The 15,450-nt window shown below is 73.4% G+C and carries 16 protein-coding genes; 7 read left to right on the forward strand and 9 right to left on the reverse strand.

The annotated features are described in order from the left end of the window. Positions 1 to 13: 13 nt before the first annotated feature. The 5 genes from HGCM_RS05015 to HGCM_RS05035 all read right to left on the reverse strand — a co-directional run bounded on the left by HGCM_RS05015 (position 14) and on the right by HGCM_RS05035 (position 5,406). Complete coding sequence (locus HGCM_RS05015) at positions 14 to 1,012, reverse strand: glycoside hydrolase family protein (protein ID WP_019135780.1); 999 nt, start codon at positions 1,010 to 1,012, stop codon at positions 14 to 16. A gap of 4 nt (positions 1,013 to 1,016) precedes the next feature. Beyond that, a complete protein-coding gene (locus tag HGCM_RS05020; RefSeq protein ID WP_019135781.1) occupies positions 1,017 to 1,952 on the reverse strand; it encodes a carbohydrate ABC transporter permease in 936 nt (311 codons plus the stop codon). After that, positions 1,952 to 2,797: a carbohydrate ABC transporter permease gene (locus tag HGCM_RS05025; RefSeq protein ID WP_019135782.1), complete on the reverse strand. Its 846-nt coding sequence runs from the start codon at positions 2,795 to 2,797 to the stop codon at positions 1,952 to 1,954. The genes HGCM_RS05020 and HGCM_RS05025 overlap by 1 nt, the downstream gene beginning before the upstream one ends. Before the next feature lie 181 nt (positions 2,798 to 2,978). Beyond that, on the reverse strand, positions 2,979 to 4,271 hold the full coding sequence (locus tag HGCM_RS05030) for a sugar ABC transporter substrate-binding protein (RefSeq protein ID WP_026075270.1): 1,293 nt from the start codon (positions 4,269 to 4,271) through the stop codon (positions 2,979 to 2,981). Positions 4,272 to 4,353: 82 nt separating this feature from the next. After that, the gene (locus tag HGCM_RS05035; protein ID WP_040398931.1) at positions 4,354 to 5,406 is read right to left on the reverse strand and encodes a LacI family DNA-binding transcriptional regulator; all 1,053 of its coding nucleotides are present in this window, start codon (positions 5,404 to 5,406) and stop codon (positions 4,354 to 4,356) included. 194 nt (positions 5,407 to 5,600) lie between these two features. Between HGCM_RS05035 and HGCM_RS05040 the strand changes: the two genes are divergently transcribed. The 4 genes from HGCM_RS05040 (at position 5,601) to HGCM_RS05055 (ending at position 9,726) form a co-directional block, all read left to right on the forward strand. Beyond that, positions 5,601 to 6,611 carry a LacI family DNA-binding transcriptional regulator gene (locus HGCM_RS05040; protein WP_040399450.1) on the forward strand — a complete coding sequence of 337 codons (1,011 nt, stop codon included), beginning with the start codon at positions 5,601 to 5,603 and terminating at the stop codon, positions 6,609 to 6,611. Between the two features lie 213 nt (positions 6,612 to 6,824). Then, on the forward strand, positions 6,825 to 7,922 hold the full coding sequence (locus HGCM_RS05045) for a substrate-binding domain-containing protein (RefSeq protein WP_019135786.1): 1,098 nt from the start codon (positions 6,825 to 6,827) through the stop codon (positions 7,920 to 7,922). Positions 7,923 to 7,924: 2 nt separating this feature from the next. Next, the gene (locus HGCM_RS05050; RefSeq protein WP_019135787.1) at positions 7,925 to 8,959 is read left to right on the forward strand and encodes an ABC transporter permease; all 1,035 of its coding nucleotides are present in this window, start codon (positions 7,925 to 7,927) and stop codon (positions 8,957 to 8,959) included. Beyond that, complete coding sequence (locus tag HGCM_RS05055; RefSeq protein ID WP_051016038.1) at positions 8,956 to 9,726, forward strand: ATP-binding cassette domain-containing protein; 771 nt, start codon at positions 8,956 to 8,958, stop codon at positions 9,724 to 9,726. The genes HGCM_RS05050 and HGCM_RS05055 overlap by 4 nt, the downstream gene beginning before the upstream one ends. Before the next feature lie 62 nt (positions 9,727 to 9,788). Here HGCM_RS05055 and HGCM_RS05060 read toward each other — a convergent pair whose 3' ends face one another. Then, entirely contained in the window at positions 9,789 to 11,297 is a 1,509-nt protein-coding gene (locus HGCM_RS05060) for a glycoside hydrolase family 32 protein (RefSeq protein ID WP_246119489.1), read from the reverse strand. Between the two features lie 215 nt (positions 11,298 to 11,512). Between HGCM_RS05060 and HGCM_RS16950 the strand changes: the two genes are divergently transcribed. The 3 genes from HGCM_RS16950 (at position 11,513) to HGCM_RS05075 (ending at position 13,108) form a co-directional block, all read left to right on the forward strand. Further along, on the forward strand, positions 11,513 to 12,130 hold the full coding sequence (locus tag HGCM_RS16950; RefSeq protein ID WP_019135790.1) for a DUF2238 domain-containing protein: 618 nt from the start codon (positions 11,513 to 11,515) through the stop codon (positions 12,128 to 12,130). 102 nt (positions 12,131 to 12,232) lie between these two features. Continuing rightward, entirely contained in the window at positions 12,233 to 12,535 is a 303-nt protein-coding gene (locus HGCM_RS05070; protein WP_019135791.1) for a DUF427 domain-containing protein, read from the forward strand. A gap of 48 nt (positions 12,536 to 12,583) precedes the next feature. After that, complete coding sequence (locus tag HGCM_RS05075; protein WP_019135792.1) at positions 12,584 to 13,108, forward strand: hypothetical protein; 525 nt, start codon at positions 12,584 to 12,586, stop codon at positions 13,106 to 13,108. Between the two features lie 9 nt (positions 13,109 to 13,117). Here HGCM_RS05075 and HGCM_RS05080 read toward each other — a convergent pair whose 3' ends face one another. Genes HGCM_RS05080 through HGCM_RS05090 form a run of 3 tightly spaced genes read right to left on the reverse strand, consistent with a single transcriptional unit; the run spans position 13,118 to position 15,231 of the window. Beyond that, complete coding sequence (locus HGCM_RS05080; RefSeq protein ID WP_019135793.1) at positions 13,118 to 13,594, reverse strand: PPOX class F420-dependent oxidoreductase; 477 nt, start codon at positions 13,592 to 13,594, stop codon at positions 13,118 to 13,120. A gap of 27 nt (positions 13,595 to 13,621) precedes the next feature. Continuing rightward, positions 13,622 to 14,764 (reverse strand): glycerate kinase, encoded by a 1,143-nt coding sequence (locus HGCM_RS05085; RefSeq protein WP_019135794.1) that lies wholly within the window; start codon positions 14,762 to 14,764, stop codon positions 13,622 to 13,624. Between the two features lie 38 nt (positions 14,765 to 14,802). Beyond that, positions 14,803 to 15,231, reverse strand: coding sequence for a DoxX family protein (locus tag HGCM_RS05090; protein WP_019135795.1), 429 nt, complete (start codon positions 15,229 to 15,231; stop codon positions 14,803 to 14,805). Positions 15,232 to 15,450: the final 219 nt, after the last annotated feature.

Here is a 15,450-nt window from a genome sequence, read left to right on the forward strand (position 1 = left end):
GCCCGAGCCGGGTTCAGGACCGCGACGCGTCGCCCTCGGGCGCCGTCGCCGTCGCCGCCAGGTCCTCCGCGTCGAGGACGAGGGTGGCGCCCTCGCGGCGGACCGGCATCGGGTCGCTGATCGTCCCGACGAACCGGCCGTCGGCGTCGTCGTGGTGGAACGCGAGCAGCGCCCACGAGCCGTCGCGACGCCGCACGAGGCGGCCGCTGTACAGCGAGGAGTCGGTGAGCTGCGCCGCCCCGGCGATGTCGTACGGACCGAGGAGGTCCGCGGCCGAGGCCGCCCAGACCCCACCCGTGGTACCCGTCGCGCGGCGGGAGCCGGACGCGTCCGTCGCGAGGCAGGAGAAGAGCAGGACGGGAAGGCCGTCCACGAGCTCGACCTGCATCACCTCGAGCTGACCGAACCCCTGACCCGGCTCGCTCAGGGGTGGCCGCACCTCCCACGTGCGCAGGTCCGGCGACCAGGCGTGACCGACGACGCCGCGCTCGTCGGCAGGTCCGCGCCCCGCCCGAGCGGTCACGAGCATGTGCCACCCCTCGCCGCCGGGATCGGCGAACACCCACGGGTCGCGGAACGCCTCGTCGTGCCACTGCCCGTCCTCGAGGCGCTCGTACCACCGCGGGTCCGCGCTCAGCACGGGGTTGTCGGGGGACTTGTGCCACGTCAGCAGGTCGGCCGAGGTCGCGTAGCCGATGCGCTGGACGTTGCCCGCGGGGGTCAACGTGGAGCCCGTGTAGAACAGGAACCAGGTGCCGTCGGGGTGGCGCACGACCGACCCGGTCCAGGTCGCCAGGTCGTCCCACGCGCCGGCGTCGCCGCGCACGAGCGCGTCGGGCAGCCGCTCCCACGCCACGAGGTCGTCGGACACGGCGTGCCCGATCGACGCCCGGTAGTGCCGCGCGTCGGGGTCGTGCAGCGCACGCGAGGCGTACAGGAAGAACAGGTGGTGGCGCTCGCCGTCGTCGGCGAACCAGAAGTCCCACACCCACGAGTCGGGCAGCTTCAGCATGTCCTCACCCCTTGACGCCGCTCGCGGCGACGCTGCTGACGAATGCGCGCTGGAAGGCGAGGAACACCACGAGCACCGGGACGGTGATCATCGAGGTGTAGGCCATGATCTCGCCCCACGCGGTGTTGAGCTGGAAGAAGTACTGCATCCCGACCATCACCGGCCGCAGCGACTCCTGCTGCACCGTCATCAACGGCCACAGGTAGGAGTTCCACGCCGGCAGGAAGGTCAGGATCGCCACGGTCGCGAACGCCGGGCCTGCCAGGGGCACGACGATCCGGCGGTAGATCGTGAACCAGCCGGCGCCGTCGATGCGGGCTGCCTCGTCCAGCGACCGTGGGATGGTCGAGAAGTACTGCGTGAACAGGAAGATCGAGAACGCGTTCGCGATGAACGGGACGATCTGCACCTGGTAGGTGTTGAGCCACCCGAAGTCGTACTTCGGCACACCGTTCTCGAAGACCAGGGTCGGCAGCTTCGAGACCCAGTAGACCATCGGCACCGCGATCGTCTCGAAGGGCACGATGAGCGTGGCGATGACGACGCTCAGCACGAGACCGCGGCCTCGCCAGCGCAGCCGCGACAGGGCGAAGCCGCACAGGCTGTTGACGAACAGCCCCAGCACCACGATCGCCGTCGTGACGATCACCGAGTTGAGCATGAACCGCCCGACGGGGACGCGGTCGAAGACGTCGGCGTAGTTCTGCAGGCTGATGTCCCCGACCGGCAGGAACGCGCGCCACGAGTCGGTGTCCGACAGGATCTGGCTGTCCGGCTTCAGGCTGGAGACCACCATGAACACGAGCGGGAACAGGAAGAAGACCGCCAGGGCCGACATGGCGAGGTAGGACCACGTGCGCCGGCGCCGGCGGAGCCTGCGCTCGCTCGGCTCCGCGGCGCGGCGGGCCGGGGCGGCGGTGGGTGCGGTGACGGTGGCCATCAGCTGTCCTTCTCCCGCGTGAGGGCGCGCTGGACGAGGGCGATGACCAGGACCAGGACGAAGAAGATCAGGGAGATCGCCGCGCCGTAGCCGGTCTCCTGCTCCCGGTAGCCCTTGCGCACGGCGTGGTAGACGATCGTGGACGTCGAGTTCACGGGGCCGCCCTGCGTCATGACGTCGATCTGGACGAACAGGCCGAGCGCGGCGATCGTGATGGTGACGAGCACGAACACCGTCGTCGACCGCAGACCGGGCCAGGTGACGTGCGTGAACTGCTGCCACGGGGTGGCGCCGTCCATGCGCGCGGCCTCGTAGAGCTCCTCGGGGATCGTCTGCAGCCCGGACAGCCAGATGAGCATGTGGAACCCGACGGCCTGCCAGATCGAGAGCACGATGATCGCGCCGAGCGCGGTGTCGGGGTCGTTCAGCCAGGCCTGCCCCTGCCACGCACCGAAGGTCACCGTGTCGATGAACGAGTTGATGAGCCCGTCGGGCTGGTACATGAACTTCCACAGGATCGAGACGACGACGATCGACGTCACGACGGGCACGAAGTAGACGACCCGGAACCACGTCACCCCGCGCAGGCGCTGGTTGACCAGGACGGCGAGCAGGAGACCGAAGCCCGCCTGGACCGGCACCACGACGACGGCGAACAGGAACGTGTTGAGGACCGAGCGCAGGAAGACGGGGTCCGACGTGAAGGCCCGGACGAAGTTCTCGAGCCCGACGAACCGCGGCGGGTTCGGTGAGATCAGCCGGGCGTTCGTGAACGAGAGCACGAACGCGAGCAGGACGGGGACGACGAGGAAGAGCACGAGCAGCACGACGGCCGGTGCGGCCATCGACAGGCCGGCTCGGCCTTCGCGCCGTCGCTGCGAGCGTGGTCGCCGCGGCGGGTTCGCGCGCTCGCGGACGGCAGGGCTGGGGGACCCCAGCGTGGATGTGTTCATGGCGTGTCCGTAGGGGTTCGGCCCGGCCGGGGCTCCGTCGAGGACCGACGGAGCCCCGGCCGGGCTGGCCGGCTCAGAAGCCGTAGCCGTCGTTCGACTGGATGTTGGTGTCGATCTCGCTGACCGCACCGTCCAGCGTCGACTGCACGTCGGCGCCGTTCATGATGTCCTTGGCCGCCTTCTCGAACGTGCTCGAGATCACCGGGTACGCCGGGGTGGCGGGCCGGGCGAGGGCGAGCTCCTGGGACAGCTCGACGAACGGGCGCAGGTCGCCGTCCTCAGCGAAGTACTTCGACGCCCCGAGCGCGGACTCGGTCGCCGGGATGACCACCTGACCGTCGCTGAAGGCGACGAGGTACTCGTCCTTGAAGCTGAACTCCAGGTAGGCGCGCGCACCGGCGGCCTGCGCCTCCGAGCACCCGGTCGAGATGCCCCACTGCCAGGAGCCGCCGCCGATCCTGGGGCCCTGGCCGAAGTCCGGCGGAGGGAGGATCAGCAGGTCGTCGCCGACGGTCTGCAGCGACTCGAGCGCGTTCCAGACCCCGGTGTAGCTCAGGGCCACCTCGTCGTCGTTGAACTCCTGGTTGCCGATCGTCCCGCTGTTCGACGTCAGGCCGCGCGCGAACGCGTCCTGGAACCAGGTGAAGAAGGCGACCGCGCCGGGGCCGTTCAGCCGGCCGTCCGCCGACAGCATCGTGTCGCGGTCGATGAGGTCGCCCCCGGCGGACTGCAGCATCGGTGAGTACGCGTACGACCACCACTCCCCGGTGTCCTCGGCGCCGATGTCGAGCGGGGTGTCGTAGCCGGCCGCCTTCAGCGTCTCGAGCGCGGCGGTGAACTCCTCGACGCTCCACGGCTGGTCGACCGTCGGGATGCGGATGTCGTTCTTCTCCAGCACCGAGCGGCGGGCGAACACCGACAGCGCGGCGTCCCAGTACCCGGCCGAGTAGATCTCGTCCTTGTAGGTGCCGACCGCGGTGGGCAGCAGGCTGTCGGTGATCTCCGACGAGATCCCGAGCGGCTGGATGTACTTCGCCCACGCCCAGTTGGGGACGATGGGCCCGTCCATGTCGAGCAGGCACGGCAGGTCGCCCGACGCCGCGGCGGCGACGATGGCGTCGTTGTACGCGCCCTGCGGGAACGACTCCTCCGCCACCTCGTAGTCGTCCTGCGAGGCGTTGAAGTCGCTGATGATCTGCTGGTAGACCGCCAGCTCGGCCGGGTTGCCGGCCGAGTGGGTCCACATCGTCACCGTGGTCGGACCGTCACCGGCCGCGTCGTCCTGACCGGCCTGGCCGCACGCGGCCAGGCCCATGACGGTCACTGTGGTCGCCGCTACCATCGCGGCGAGGGATCTGCGCTTCATCTCGGGGTTCCTCTCCTGGTGACCGACCTAGCCCGTCGGGCACCGCTCTGTGACCGCCCTGACCGGCGGTCGTGGGGGTTGCCTAGCGCCCGTCGCCGGCCCCAGGTGTCACTGAGGTCGGCGGCGGGCCCACCGAGGCCCGGCGGACGATCGGGCACGGCATGAGGTGGGCGGCGCCGTCCCCGGGTGCGGGGCGGGCGCCGACCACGACCTCCATCGCCCATCGCCCCATGTCGTAGTGCGGCAGCGCGACGGTGGTCAGCGGAGGGTCGAGCTCGGACGCGACCAGCTGCTGGTCGTCGTACCCGACCACCGACAGGTCACGGGGCACGTCCATGCCCCGGCGGTGCGCGGCGACGTAGGCGCCGACCGCCACCCGGTCGTTGAAGCAGAACAGGGCTGTCGGGCGACGCCCCGGGGGCAGGTCCAGCAGCGCCTCGGCCGCCTCCCGTCCGCCGGCCGACGTGCGGGCGTGCCGGTGCAGCGCCGGGTCCGGCTCCAGGCCGGCCGCGCGCAGCGTGTCGACGTAGGCCTGGTGACGCAGGCCCGCGGCGATGGGCTTCTCCGGCTCGTCCACGTCGACGTACGCGATCCGCGTGTGCCCGGCGGCCACGAGCTCGCGCGTCGCCGCCACACCGCCGGCGTAGTCGTCGGGGACCACGGCCGGGAAGCCGCCGCCTGCCGGGCGGCAGTCGAGGAACACCGTCCTCGACGGCAGGCCGGCCGGGACCTCCTCGAGGACCCGGTGCCACATCGCGGCGTAGATCATCGCGTCGACCTGCTGGGCGGCGAGCGCGGCGATGGCCCGGGACTCGACGTCGCTGTCGGCCCCGGTGTCCACGAGGAACACGAGGTAGCCGTGCTCCCGCGCGACGTCCTGGGCGCCCGCGAGCATCCGGCCCGCGAAGGGGGTCGTGGCGATCTGGTCCGAGATCAGCCCGATGGTCCGGGTGCGCTGCAGACGCAGGCCCCGCGCCACCGAGTTGGGCGTGTAGCCGATCTCCGCGGCGGCGCGCCGGACCCGCTCGCGCGTCTCGGCCGGGATGCGGACGTCGCGCTCGTTCAGCACGAGCGACACGGTCGCCGTCGAGACGCCGGCGGCCGTCGCGACGTCCGAGATGCGCACCCGAGCCATGGAAGAGCCTCACTTCGTCGTGAGTGGTAAATCGATTGAACGCATAGAACTGGATGGGTGCGGGCGCCGTCAAGCACGCGCGTCGACGCGCTCGCGGGTCGAGCGCGGGGGCCTCCGCTAGGGTCGCCGTCATGGCGACGGCGGGTGGCGAGGCTGCCGGCCGGCCCCACCGGTCGGTCCGTCGCCGCCCCACGATGCGGGACGTGGCCGCTCGGGCGGGCGTCAGCTTCAAGACGGTCAGCCGCGTGTTCGACCCGAACGGCCGCGTGTCGGAGGAGAAGCGCGAGGCGGTGCTCATGGCCGCGAGGGAGCTGCGCTACCAGCCCGATCCGGCGGCGCGGAACCTCCGGCAGAACCTGCGTCGGTCGCACAGCCTCGGGGTCGTCCTCTCGAGCGTCGACAACCCGTTCGCGTCCGCGGTGCACCGCGCCGTGCAGGACGTCGCGGAGGAGCGCGGCTTCGCGGTCTTCAGCGCCAGCACCGACGACGACCCGCAGCGCGAGCGACCCCTCGTCGAGGCGCTCATCGCACGGCGCGTCGACGGCCTGGTGCTCACGCCCACGGCGGACGACCAGGGCTACCTGGCCGCCGAGCTGCGCGACGGCACACCCGTCGTCGGCATCGACCGGACGGCGCACGGCCTGGAGCTCGACACCGTCGTGGTGGACAACATCGCGGGTGCGCGGCGCGCGACCGAGCACCTGCTCGATCACGGGCACTCCCGGGTCGCGTACCTGGGCGACCTGTCGACGATCACGACCGCGCGCGATCGCCACGCGGGGTACGAGGCCGCGCTCCGGGGTCGCGGCATCGCGGTGGACTCCGCTCTCGTCCGCACCGACCTGCACGACGCGGAGGCCGCTCGGCGCGCGGCGTCGGACCTCCTGGCGGGGCCGGGCCGCCCGACGGCCTTCTTCGCGAGCCAGAACACGATCACCATCGGCCTCATGCGCGCCCTGCGGGACCTGGGCCTGGACGGCCGCGTGGCCCTGGTCGGCTTCGACGACTTCCCGCTGGCCGACCTCGTCGTGCCGGCCGTGACCGTCGTCGCCCAGGACCCACGGGCGATCGGCCGCGCGGCCGCGGAACGACTGTTCGAGCGGATCGGCGGCCTCGACGCCCCCGCCGCGCGCATCGTCCTGCCGACGACGTTCGTGGTCCGCGGCTCCGGGGAGATCGCGCCGGCGCAGTCACCGGCTCCCTGACAGCCGTTCCCCGACGGCGCACTGGCCACCCCCTGCCACCTGCAGGAACGCGCGCACGGCGGGCCATCCCCGCTGGCCGGTGCGCGACAACGTTGCCAAATCGTGATGTGGGCCGGTGGTCCCGGGCTCTTGACGTCTGTGACTCCCCTCACCTAGACATGGCGCGACAACGTTGTCGCGACGGCGCGACGACGCCGGTAGAGGGGAACCGCCATGACACACGTCCGCACACGTCTGCCCCGCTTCGCGACGGCCACGACAGCTCTCGCCGCCGCAGGTCTCCTCGTCAGCGGCTGCTCGTCCGGCGGCCAAACGGGCGGCGCGCCGACGGTCGGCGCCGACGAGCCCGTCGGGGTCTCGCTGATCGTCAAGACGACGACCAACCCGTTCTTCGTCGCGATGCAGGAGGGCGCGAAGGCCGCGGCCGAGGCGGCGGACGTCGACCTCACCCTGGCCGCCGGCAAGGAGGACGGGGACGAGGACAGCCAGATCCAGGCGATCGAGAACGCGATCTCGCAGGGGCAGCAGGGCATCCTCATCACGCCCAACGGCCCCGCGGTCGTGGACGCGATCGACCGGGCGCGCGACGCGGGCCTGTACGTGATCGCCCTCGACACCCCGCCCGACCCGGCGGACGCCGTCGACATCACCTTCGCGACGGACAACCGCGACGCGGGCCGCCGGATCGGCGAGTGGGCCGCCGCGCACCTCGACGGCGAGAAGGCGACGATCGCACTGCTGGACCTCTTCGACGACAAGGTCGTGTCCGTCGACTACGACCGCGACCAGGGCTTCCTGCAGGGCATGGGCATCGACGTCGCGGACGAGAACGCGAACGGCGACGAGGCACCGACCGGCAGCTACAGCGGCGGGCAGTACGAGATCGTCTGCAACGAGGCGACGAACGGGGCCGAGGACGGGGGGACCTCGGCGATGGAGACGTGCCTGTCCAAGAACCCCGACATCAACCTCGTGTACACGATCAACGAGCCGGCCGCCTATGGTGCCCACCAGGCGCTCACGAGCGCGGGCAAGGAGTCGGGGGTCACGATCGTGTCGGTCGACGGCGGGTGCGCCGGCGTCGGGTACGTGGCCGACGGGGTCATCGGCGCGACGTCGCAGCAGTACCCGGTGAGGATGGCCGAGGAAGGCGTCAAGGCGATCGCGGACCTCGCGCGCACGGGCACCAAGCCGTCCACGTCCGCCGGCCTCGACTTCTTCGACACCGGCGTCGCTCTGGTCACGGACCAGCCCGCCGACGGCGTCGAGTCGATCACGACCGACGAGGCGCAGAAGGTCTGCTGGGGCTGACGATGACCACCGCCGCCACCGTGCCGCCCGAGGTGGACCCGGCCGAGGAGTTCCTCGACCGGCAGACCCCCGGCCGCCGCGTCCATGCCCTGCTGCGTCGCTACCCGGCGCTGTCGCCCGCACTCGTGCTCGTGCTGTCGGTCGTCTTCTTCGGGATCCTCAACGACCGGTTCCTGGCGCCCGCGAACCTCTCGCTGGTCGTCCAGCAGGTCGCCGTCGTCGGCGCGCTCGCCGCCGGTCAGACGCTCATCATCCTGACGGCCGGGATCGACCTGTCGGTCGGGGCCGTCATGGTGCTCTCCTCGATGGTCAGCGCCCAGACCGCCACGGCGAACGGCGTGCCCGCCGCGGTGGCCCTGCTCCTGGGGCTGCTGGTGGGCCTCGGCGCCGGGCTCGTCAACGGGCTCCTGGTGACCAAGGTCAAGCTGCCGCCGTTCATCGTCACGCTCGGCACCCTGAACATCTTCGTGGCGCTCACCCTGCTGTACTCCAAGGGCGCGACGGTCCGTGGCCGGGAGATGCCCGCGCTCCTGACGTGGACCGGCACGACGTTCTCCGTGGGTGGGGTGCGCGTGACCGTCGGCGTCCTGCTGATGCTCGCGCTCTACGCGGTCCTCGCCTACGTGCTGTCCCAGACCTCGTGGGGGCGGCACGTCTACGCCGTCGGTGACGACAAGGATGCCGCGCGGCTCGCGGGCATCGCGGTCTCCCGCGTGCTGCTGAGCGTGTACGTCACGGCCGGCGCCGTGTTCGCCGTCGCCGGCTGGATCCTGATCGGGCGGATCAACGCCGCCAGCCCGAACGCGGGCGCCGACGCGAACCTCGACTCGATCACCGCCGTCGTGATCGGCGGCACGAGCCTGTTCGGAGGTCGCGGTGCGATCTGGGGGAGCCTGCTCGGCGCCCTCATCGTCGGGGTGTTCCGCAACGGGCTGTCGCTCGCGGGCTTCGACGTGCTCTACCAGACGCTCACGGTCGGCGTCCTCGTCATCGTGGCCGTCTCTGTCGACCAGTGGATCCGCAGGGGGCGAGGATGAACACCACCCAGACACCCGTGCTCCAGGCGCGGGGCCTCGTGAAGACGTTCGGCCGGGTGGTCGGGCTCGACGGCGTCGACCTGGACCTGTACCCGGGCGAGGTCCTGGCCGTGATCGGCGACAACGGGGCGGGCAAGTCGACCCTGATCAAGTGCCTGTCCGGCGCGCTGCGCCCGGACCGGGGCGAGCTGCTGCTGGACGGGCGGCCGGTCACGTTCGACCGACCGCAGGACGCCAGGGCCGCCGGCATCGAGACCGTCTACCAGAACCTGGCCGTGTCGCCCGCTCTCGACATCGCCAGCAACCTCTACCTCGGCCGGGAGCGGCGGTGGCCGGGTTGGCAGGGCTCCCTCCTGCGGCGGCTCGACCACCGCGGGATGCGGGAGTCCGCACGCCAAGCCGTGCGCGACCTCGGCATCACGACCCTGCAGGACGTCACCCAGCCGGTCGAGACGTTGTCCGGCGGCCAGCGGCAGGCCGTGGCGGTCGCGCGCGCCGCCGCCTTCGGGTCGAAGATGGTGATCCTGGACGAGCCCACCGCCGCCCTCGGGGTGCGGGAGTCCAACCAGGTGCTGCAGCTCGTCAAGGACCTGCGCGAGCGGGGCCTGCCGGTCATCCTGATCAGCCACAACATGCCCCACGTGTTCGAGGTCGCCGACCGGATCCACATCCAGCGCCTCGGACGGCGGGCGGCGGTCGTCACACCGGAGACCCACACGCCGAACGAGGCGGTCGCCATCATGACGGGAGCCGCGACGGCGGCCTGACCGCCTCCCCGACCGGCGCGAGGCCGCGACCCGTGCGGGGGCGCGGCCTCGCGTCATCGCGGTCACGGGGAGCGCAGCGGCCGCACCGTCAGGGACCGGACCGTCGCCGCGCCGCCGACCGCGGACACCGCGATGCCGTTCGCCCCTTCCGGGGGGTACACGAGACTCGTCGCGACCAGCGCGCCGTCGTCAACGAACGCCTCCACGGTCGAGGCATCGACGAGCACCCGCAGGTGCACCACGCCATCGACGGGTCGGTAGCCGGTCGTGCGGCGTGGCACGAGAGCGGGGCCGGAGCCGTCGCGCGCCCCGATCACGGGACTGCCGGCCCCCGACCGGTCGACGAAGAGCTGCGGGTCGTCGCCGCTCGTGACGCCGATCGCGACGCCCCCGCGGGCGCCGTCACCGGTGCGCACGTGCACGGCCACCTCGCGGGCGGTGCCGACGTCCAGCTCCGCGTCGAGCTCGTACGCGGTCCCGCGCCAGTCGACCGCCCACGTCCCGTCGACGGAGCGAGGCCGCCAGGTGGTCGGGCTGCCCCACAGAGTCTCGAGCTCGGCGGCGGGCGTCTGCACGAGCCGAGGCAGCCCGTCGACCGTGCGCAGGGCGAGCTCGCGCGGGACCGACATCTGCCCCTGCCACCCGACGGTCGGCGCCGAGTACGGCGCACGCCAGTTGCCGGCCCACCCGAGCCAGAGACGACGCCCGTCGGGTGCGTTCTCCCAGGTCTGGGCCGCGTAGAAGTCCTGACCCACGTCGGTCACCTGCACCAGGTCGGCCGGCCCCCGCCGGGTGAACGTCGTGCCGTCGAAGTCGCCGACGAAGTACTGAGCCGTCGAGCCGCTCGTCTCCGGGCTGTCCCCGACGCTCACGGTCAGCACCCACGCGACGTCGTCACCCCCGTCGACCGGCAGGGGGAACAGGTCGGGGCACTCCCAGACGGCGGTGTGCAGCCCTTGCCCGTCCCCGAACCGCGAGAGGAACGACCAGTGCCGCAGATCGGTGGACGCGAACAGCTCCACGGCGTCCCCCACCGAGACGACCATGACCCACCGGCGCGTCGGCGCGTGCCAGAACACCTTCGGGTCGCGGAAGTCGGCCCGTCCGTCGTTCGGGATCACGGGGTTGCCGTCGTACCGCGTCCACGTGCGTCCCCGGTCCGACGACGTCGCCAGGCTCTGCGCCTCTCCTCCGGCGGTGCTCGTGTACAGCGCCGCCAGTCCTCCGCCGGGCAGCAGACCGCTGGTGTTCGCCCCGTCGACGACGGCGCTGCCCGACATCGCGAGGCCGAGCTCGTCGTGCTCGAGCGCGGTCGGCAGCGTCTGCCAGTGCACGAGGTCGGCGCTCACGGCGTGCGCCCACGTCCCGTCGGCCTGGTGGAACAGGTGCCACTCGTCGTCGTACCAGACGAGGCCGTTCGGATCGGCGAGCCGGCCCGTCGGCGGCGCGTAGTGGAACGCCGGGCGCCACGCGTCCTCCGGGTCGGGCGACGGGCCGACGGACGGCGGAGTCGGTGAGGGCTCCGGCGGCGTCGTGCAGGCGCCGATGCCCAGCACGACCGCCGCGCACATGACGGCCACGACTCGTCGCCGGGCCCGCTCCCCCCGCGAGCGCATCCTCCACGGTACGCCGCGCCGCCCCGACGAGCACCACACGCTCGGACCGTGCGGGCACGCGCGCGCACGCGCTCGCGGTGCACGGCGGGGCCTCCCATCGGACGATGGGACCTCCGCCACGGGCGTCTCGGTCCCACCCACGGCCGACCCGAGGGCGCGGAGGAGACGGCATGACGGACGCGGCGGCCCCCCGGGAGCGCGCGGACCCGGCGGAGTCCCGGCGCCGGTCGGCAGGGGTGCTCCTGGCGGACGCGGTGCGGGTGCTGGCTGTCGTGAGCGTCGTCGTCGGCACCTGGCGGTTCGGACTGGTCGGCGCCGCGCTGTTCGCCCTCGTGCTCGGCGGCACGGCGGTCCCGCGACTCGTCGGCGTCCCGCCCCTGCTCGACGCCGCCTACTCGGCCACCCTGCTGTTCGCCGCCTGGGCCGCGCAGCTCGGCTGGTACGAGGCGGTCGGCTGGCTCGACCTCGCGGTGCACGCCGTGGCGACCGGCCTCGTCGCGCTCGTCGCGACGCTCGCCCTCGCCCGGTGGGGCGCGGTCGGACCCTCGTCGGCCCCGCACTGGCGCGTGGGGGTCGGCGTGCTCGTCGTCGGGCTCGGGGCGCTCGGGTCGGTGCTGTGGGAGGTCGGCGAGTGGTACGGGCACACGCAGCTCGACCCGACGATCCACGTGGGCTACGACGACACCCTCGGCGACCTCGTCGCCGGCGTGCTCGGCAGTGTCCTCGCGGCGGTGCTCCTGGCCCGCAGCGCGCTCGTCGAGCGTGGTCTCCGGCCGGGGCACGGCTGACGCACCGCGGCCGTTCCGCCGTGTGGTGGGCCGACGGGTCCGGACTTACCGTCGACCTGGCGCGTCCGACCGGCGCGCACCTCGTCCGCCCAGGAGGAAGCCATGCCCACCGCCACCCTGCACGGGACCGTCCTCGCGGAGGCGCCGGAGTCCGACGTCCTGCACATCGAGGGCAACGTGTACTTCCCGCCCTCCTCCGTGCGGACCGAGCTGCTCGAGGAGTCGCCCACGCCGTACACCTGTCCCTGGAAGGGCGAGTGCCAGTACTACTCGGTCCGCGACGGCGACGACCTGCTCCAGGACCGCGCGTGGAGCTACCCGCAGCCGTACCCGACCGCGTTCGAGCGCGTCGGCGCGGACTTCAGCGGGTACGTCGCGTTCTGGAAGGAGGTCCAGGTCGCCTGACGGTCGAGCCGGGTGCCACCCGGCGGCTCGGCTCGGTAGGGTCGGGTCGTGGTGGGTTCCGAGGCCGGACAGGCGCGGGACGATCGTGCGGACGCCCGTGACGGGACCGCGCGTGCGCGGGACCAGGCCGCCACCCAGCGGGACGACGAGGCCTCCGTCCGGGACGCGGACGCCGCCGCGCGCAGTGCCGAGGCCGGCCGGCGCGACCAGGCGCTGCGGGACCGGCTGTGGGCCGCCACCGAGCTCGAGGACCGTGGCGGGACGTCGGACGAGAGCCTGCGGGCGCGGTACGAGGAGGCGGTCCTCGCGCGTGAGCTCGCCGACTCGCGCGCCCAGCAGGCTCACGACGAGCTGATCGACCTCCTGGACAGGACCCGGGACGACCGCCGGCGCGACGACCGCGACCGCCGAGCCGCGGCGGCCGACCGGAGGTACGCCGAGGCGGACCGGCAGGCGGCGGCGCAGGACCGCGCCTCCTCGCACGGCGACCGCGACCGCGCGGACGCCGACCGGGAACAGGCGGAGATCGAGCGCAACGTCGAGTGGCCTGCGCCCGGGACCGCCGCGCCCTGACCTCTCGCCTCAGCCGTCGAGGCGCGCGGCCACGTCGGCGGGGAAGCCACCCGTCGCGATCGGCCCCCAGCGCGTCGGCGTGACGCGGATCAGCGACTTGCCCTGGAGCCGCATGGCCGCGCGGTACTCGTCCCAGTCGGGGTGCTCGCCGGCGATGCAGCGGTAGTAGTCCACGAGCGCGTCCTCGGCCTCCGGCATGTGCAGCACCTCCGCCTCGCCGTCGACCTGCACCCAGGCGCCGTCCCACTCGTCCGAGAGCACGACGACGGAGACGCGGGGGTCGCGCTCGGCGTTGCGGGTCTTGGCTCGCGCGGGGTACGTGGAGACGACGATCCGGCCCTGGTCGTCGACGCCGCCGGAGACGGGCGAGACCTGCGGCCGGCCGTCGCGCCGCGTGGTGACGAGCAGCAGGTGGTGGCGGGGACGGACGAAGTCGAGCAGCTCGGCGAGCTCGACGGTGCGGGTCGTGGCGATCGATCGGGCCATGCCGTCGAGGCTAGGCCCGCACCGCCCTCAGCGCCCGGGCCCTGCGCCGAGCCGCAGGAGCCGCAGCGTCGTCGCCGTGGCGCGCTCGAGGTCCGGCTCCGCCTCGCGCAGGGCCCGTGCCACCGGGACGGGGCCGGACGAGATGGGGACGACCGCCGCGACGCCGCGCGCGAGCAGCGCCTCGGCGGCGGCCGCCTCGACGCGGCCCGCCAGGACGACGACGGGGACGTCGGCGTCCCCGGCCGCGTCGGCGACGCCGACCGGGACCTTGCCGGCGAGCGTCTGGGCGTCCACCGAGCCCTCGCCGGTGAGGACCAGGTCCGCGTCGCGCAGGTGCCCGCGCAGGCCGACGGCGTCGGCGACGAGCTCGACCCCGCTCCTCCGGTGCGCGCCCAGAGCGAGGAACGCCGCGCCCAGACCGCCCGCCGCGCCCGCCCCCGGCACGTCGCGGACGCGTCGGCCCGCCGCCTGCTCCAGCGCGTCGGCCAGCGTGGCGAGCGCGCGCTCGAGCTCCTCCACCTGCTGCGGCGAGGCCCCCTTCTGCGGTCCGAAAACCGCGCTGGCGCCCGACGGCCCGAGCAGCGGGCTGGTCACGTCGCAGGCGAGCTCCACGCGCACGTCGCGCAGGCGGCGGTCCAGCCCGGTGAGGTCGACGGCTGCCACCCCGCCCAGGGCACCGGGGCTCGGGTCGACGTGCCGCCCGCCGGCGTCGAGCAGGCGCGCGCCGAGGCCGACGAGCAGGCCGGCGCCCCCGTCGTTGGTCGCCGAGCCGCCCAGCCCGACGAGGAGCCGGCGCGCGCCCGCGTCGAGCGCGGCCCGGACGAGGTCCGCGACCCCCCGTGAGGTGCCGGTGAGGACGTCCCGCTCGTCCGGGCGCACGAGCCCGAGACCCACGGCCGACGCCACCTCGAGCACCGCCACACCGCCCGGCGCGACGCCGACCGCGCCCGTGACGGCACGCCCGAGCGGATCGAGCGTGGGGACGGCGACGATCCGGCCTCCGAGCGCCGCGACGAGCGCCTCGGTGGTCCCCTCGCCCCCGTCGGCCATCGGCACCTCGACGCACGTCGCGTCGGGGACGGCACGGCGCACGCCGCGCGCCATCGCGGACGCCGCCCGCGCCGCCGTCAGCGACTCCTTGAACGAGTCCGGCGCCAGCACGACCTTCATCCGGGCATCCTCGCGGAGGAGAGGGCGGAGCGGGAGCGTCAGCGCCGGCGGCGGGCCGTCAGCGTGCGCAGCGCGTCCGTCGCGACCAGCGCGCCCGCGACCAGCACCGGCTGGAAGAGCAGGCGCACGGCGCGCTTGGTGTCCGTGTCGAGCCCGAACCCGTCCTTGTGCTCGACGTACTGCGCCACGTTGCCCGGGAAGATGACGACGAAGAACGCGGCGGCCGCGGCGCCCACCCACGCCCGGGCGGGCTGCCGCCACGTGCCGACGAGCGCCGCCCCGAGCGCGAGCTCGGCGACCCCCGAGACGAGCACGACGGCGTCCGCGTCGGCGGGGAACCACGACGGCACCTGGGCCTGGAACTCCTCGCGGGCGACGGTCAGGTGGGTGGTGCCCGCGCCGAGCAGCGCGGCGCCGAGCGCCACCTGCCCGGCGGCACGGGCGATCCGGGCGACGGGTGCGGTCATGCGTCGATCGTCACCGACGGCCGCCGAGGGCGCGAGGCGGCTCGTCCGGGGCTGAAGGTCCCACCGCCGGAGGTGTCCTCAGGACGGGCCGTGCGGCCCTTGACCGCGTCGTCCGACGGCGGTATTTCCGCGCCCGTCCGACCCGAGGAAGGGCGCTCCTAGTGTGACCTGGCTCATAGGGGGCCGGGACTCTGGTCCCAGGTCAGGGCCCTGGTACGG

Source organism: Cellulomonas massiliensis JC225, assembly GCF_000312005.1.
Taxonomy (GTDB): domain Bacteria; phylum Actinomycetota; class Actinomycetes; order Actinomycetales; family Cellulomonadaceae; genus Cellulomonas; species Cellulomonas massiliensis.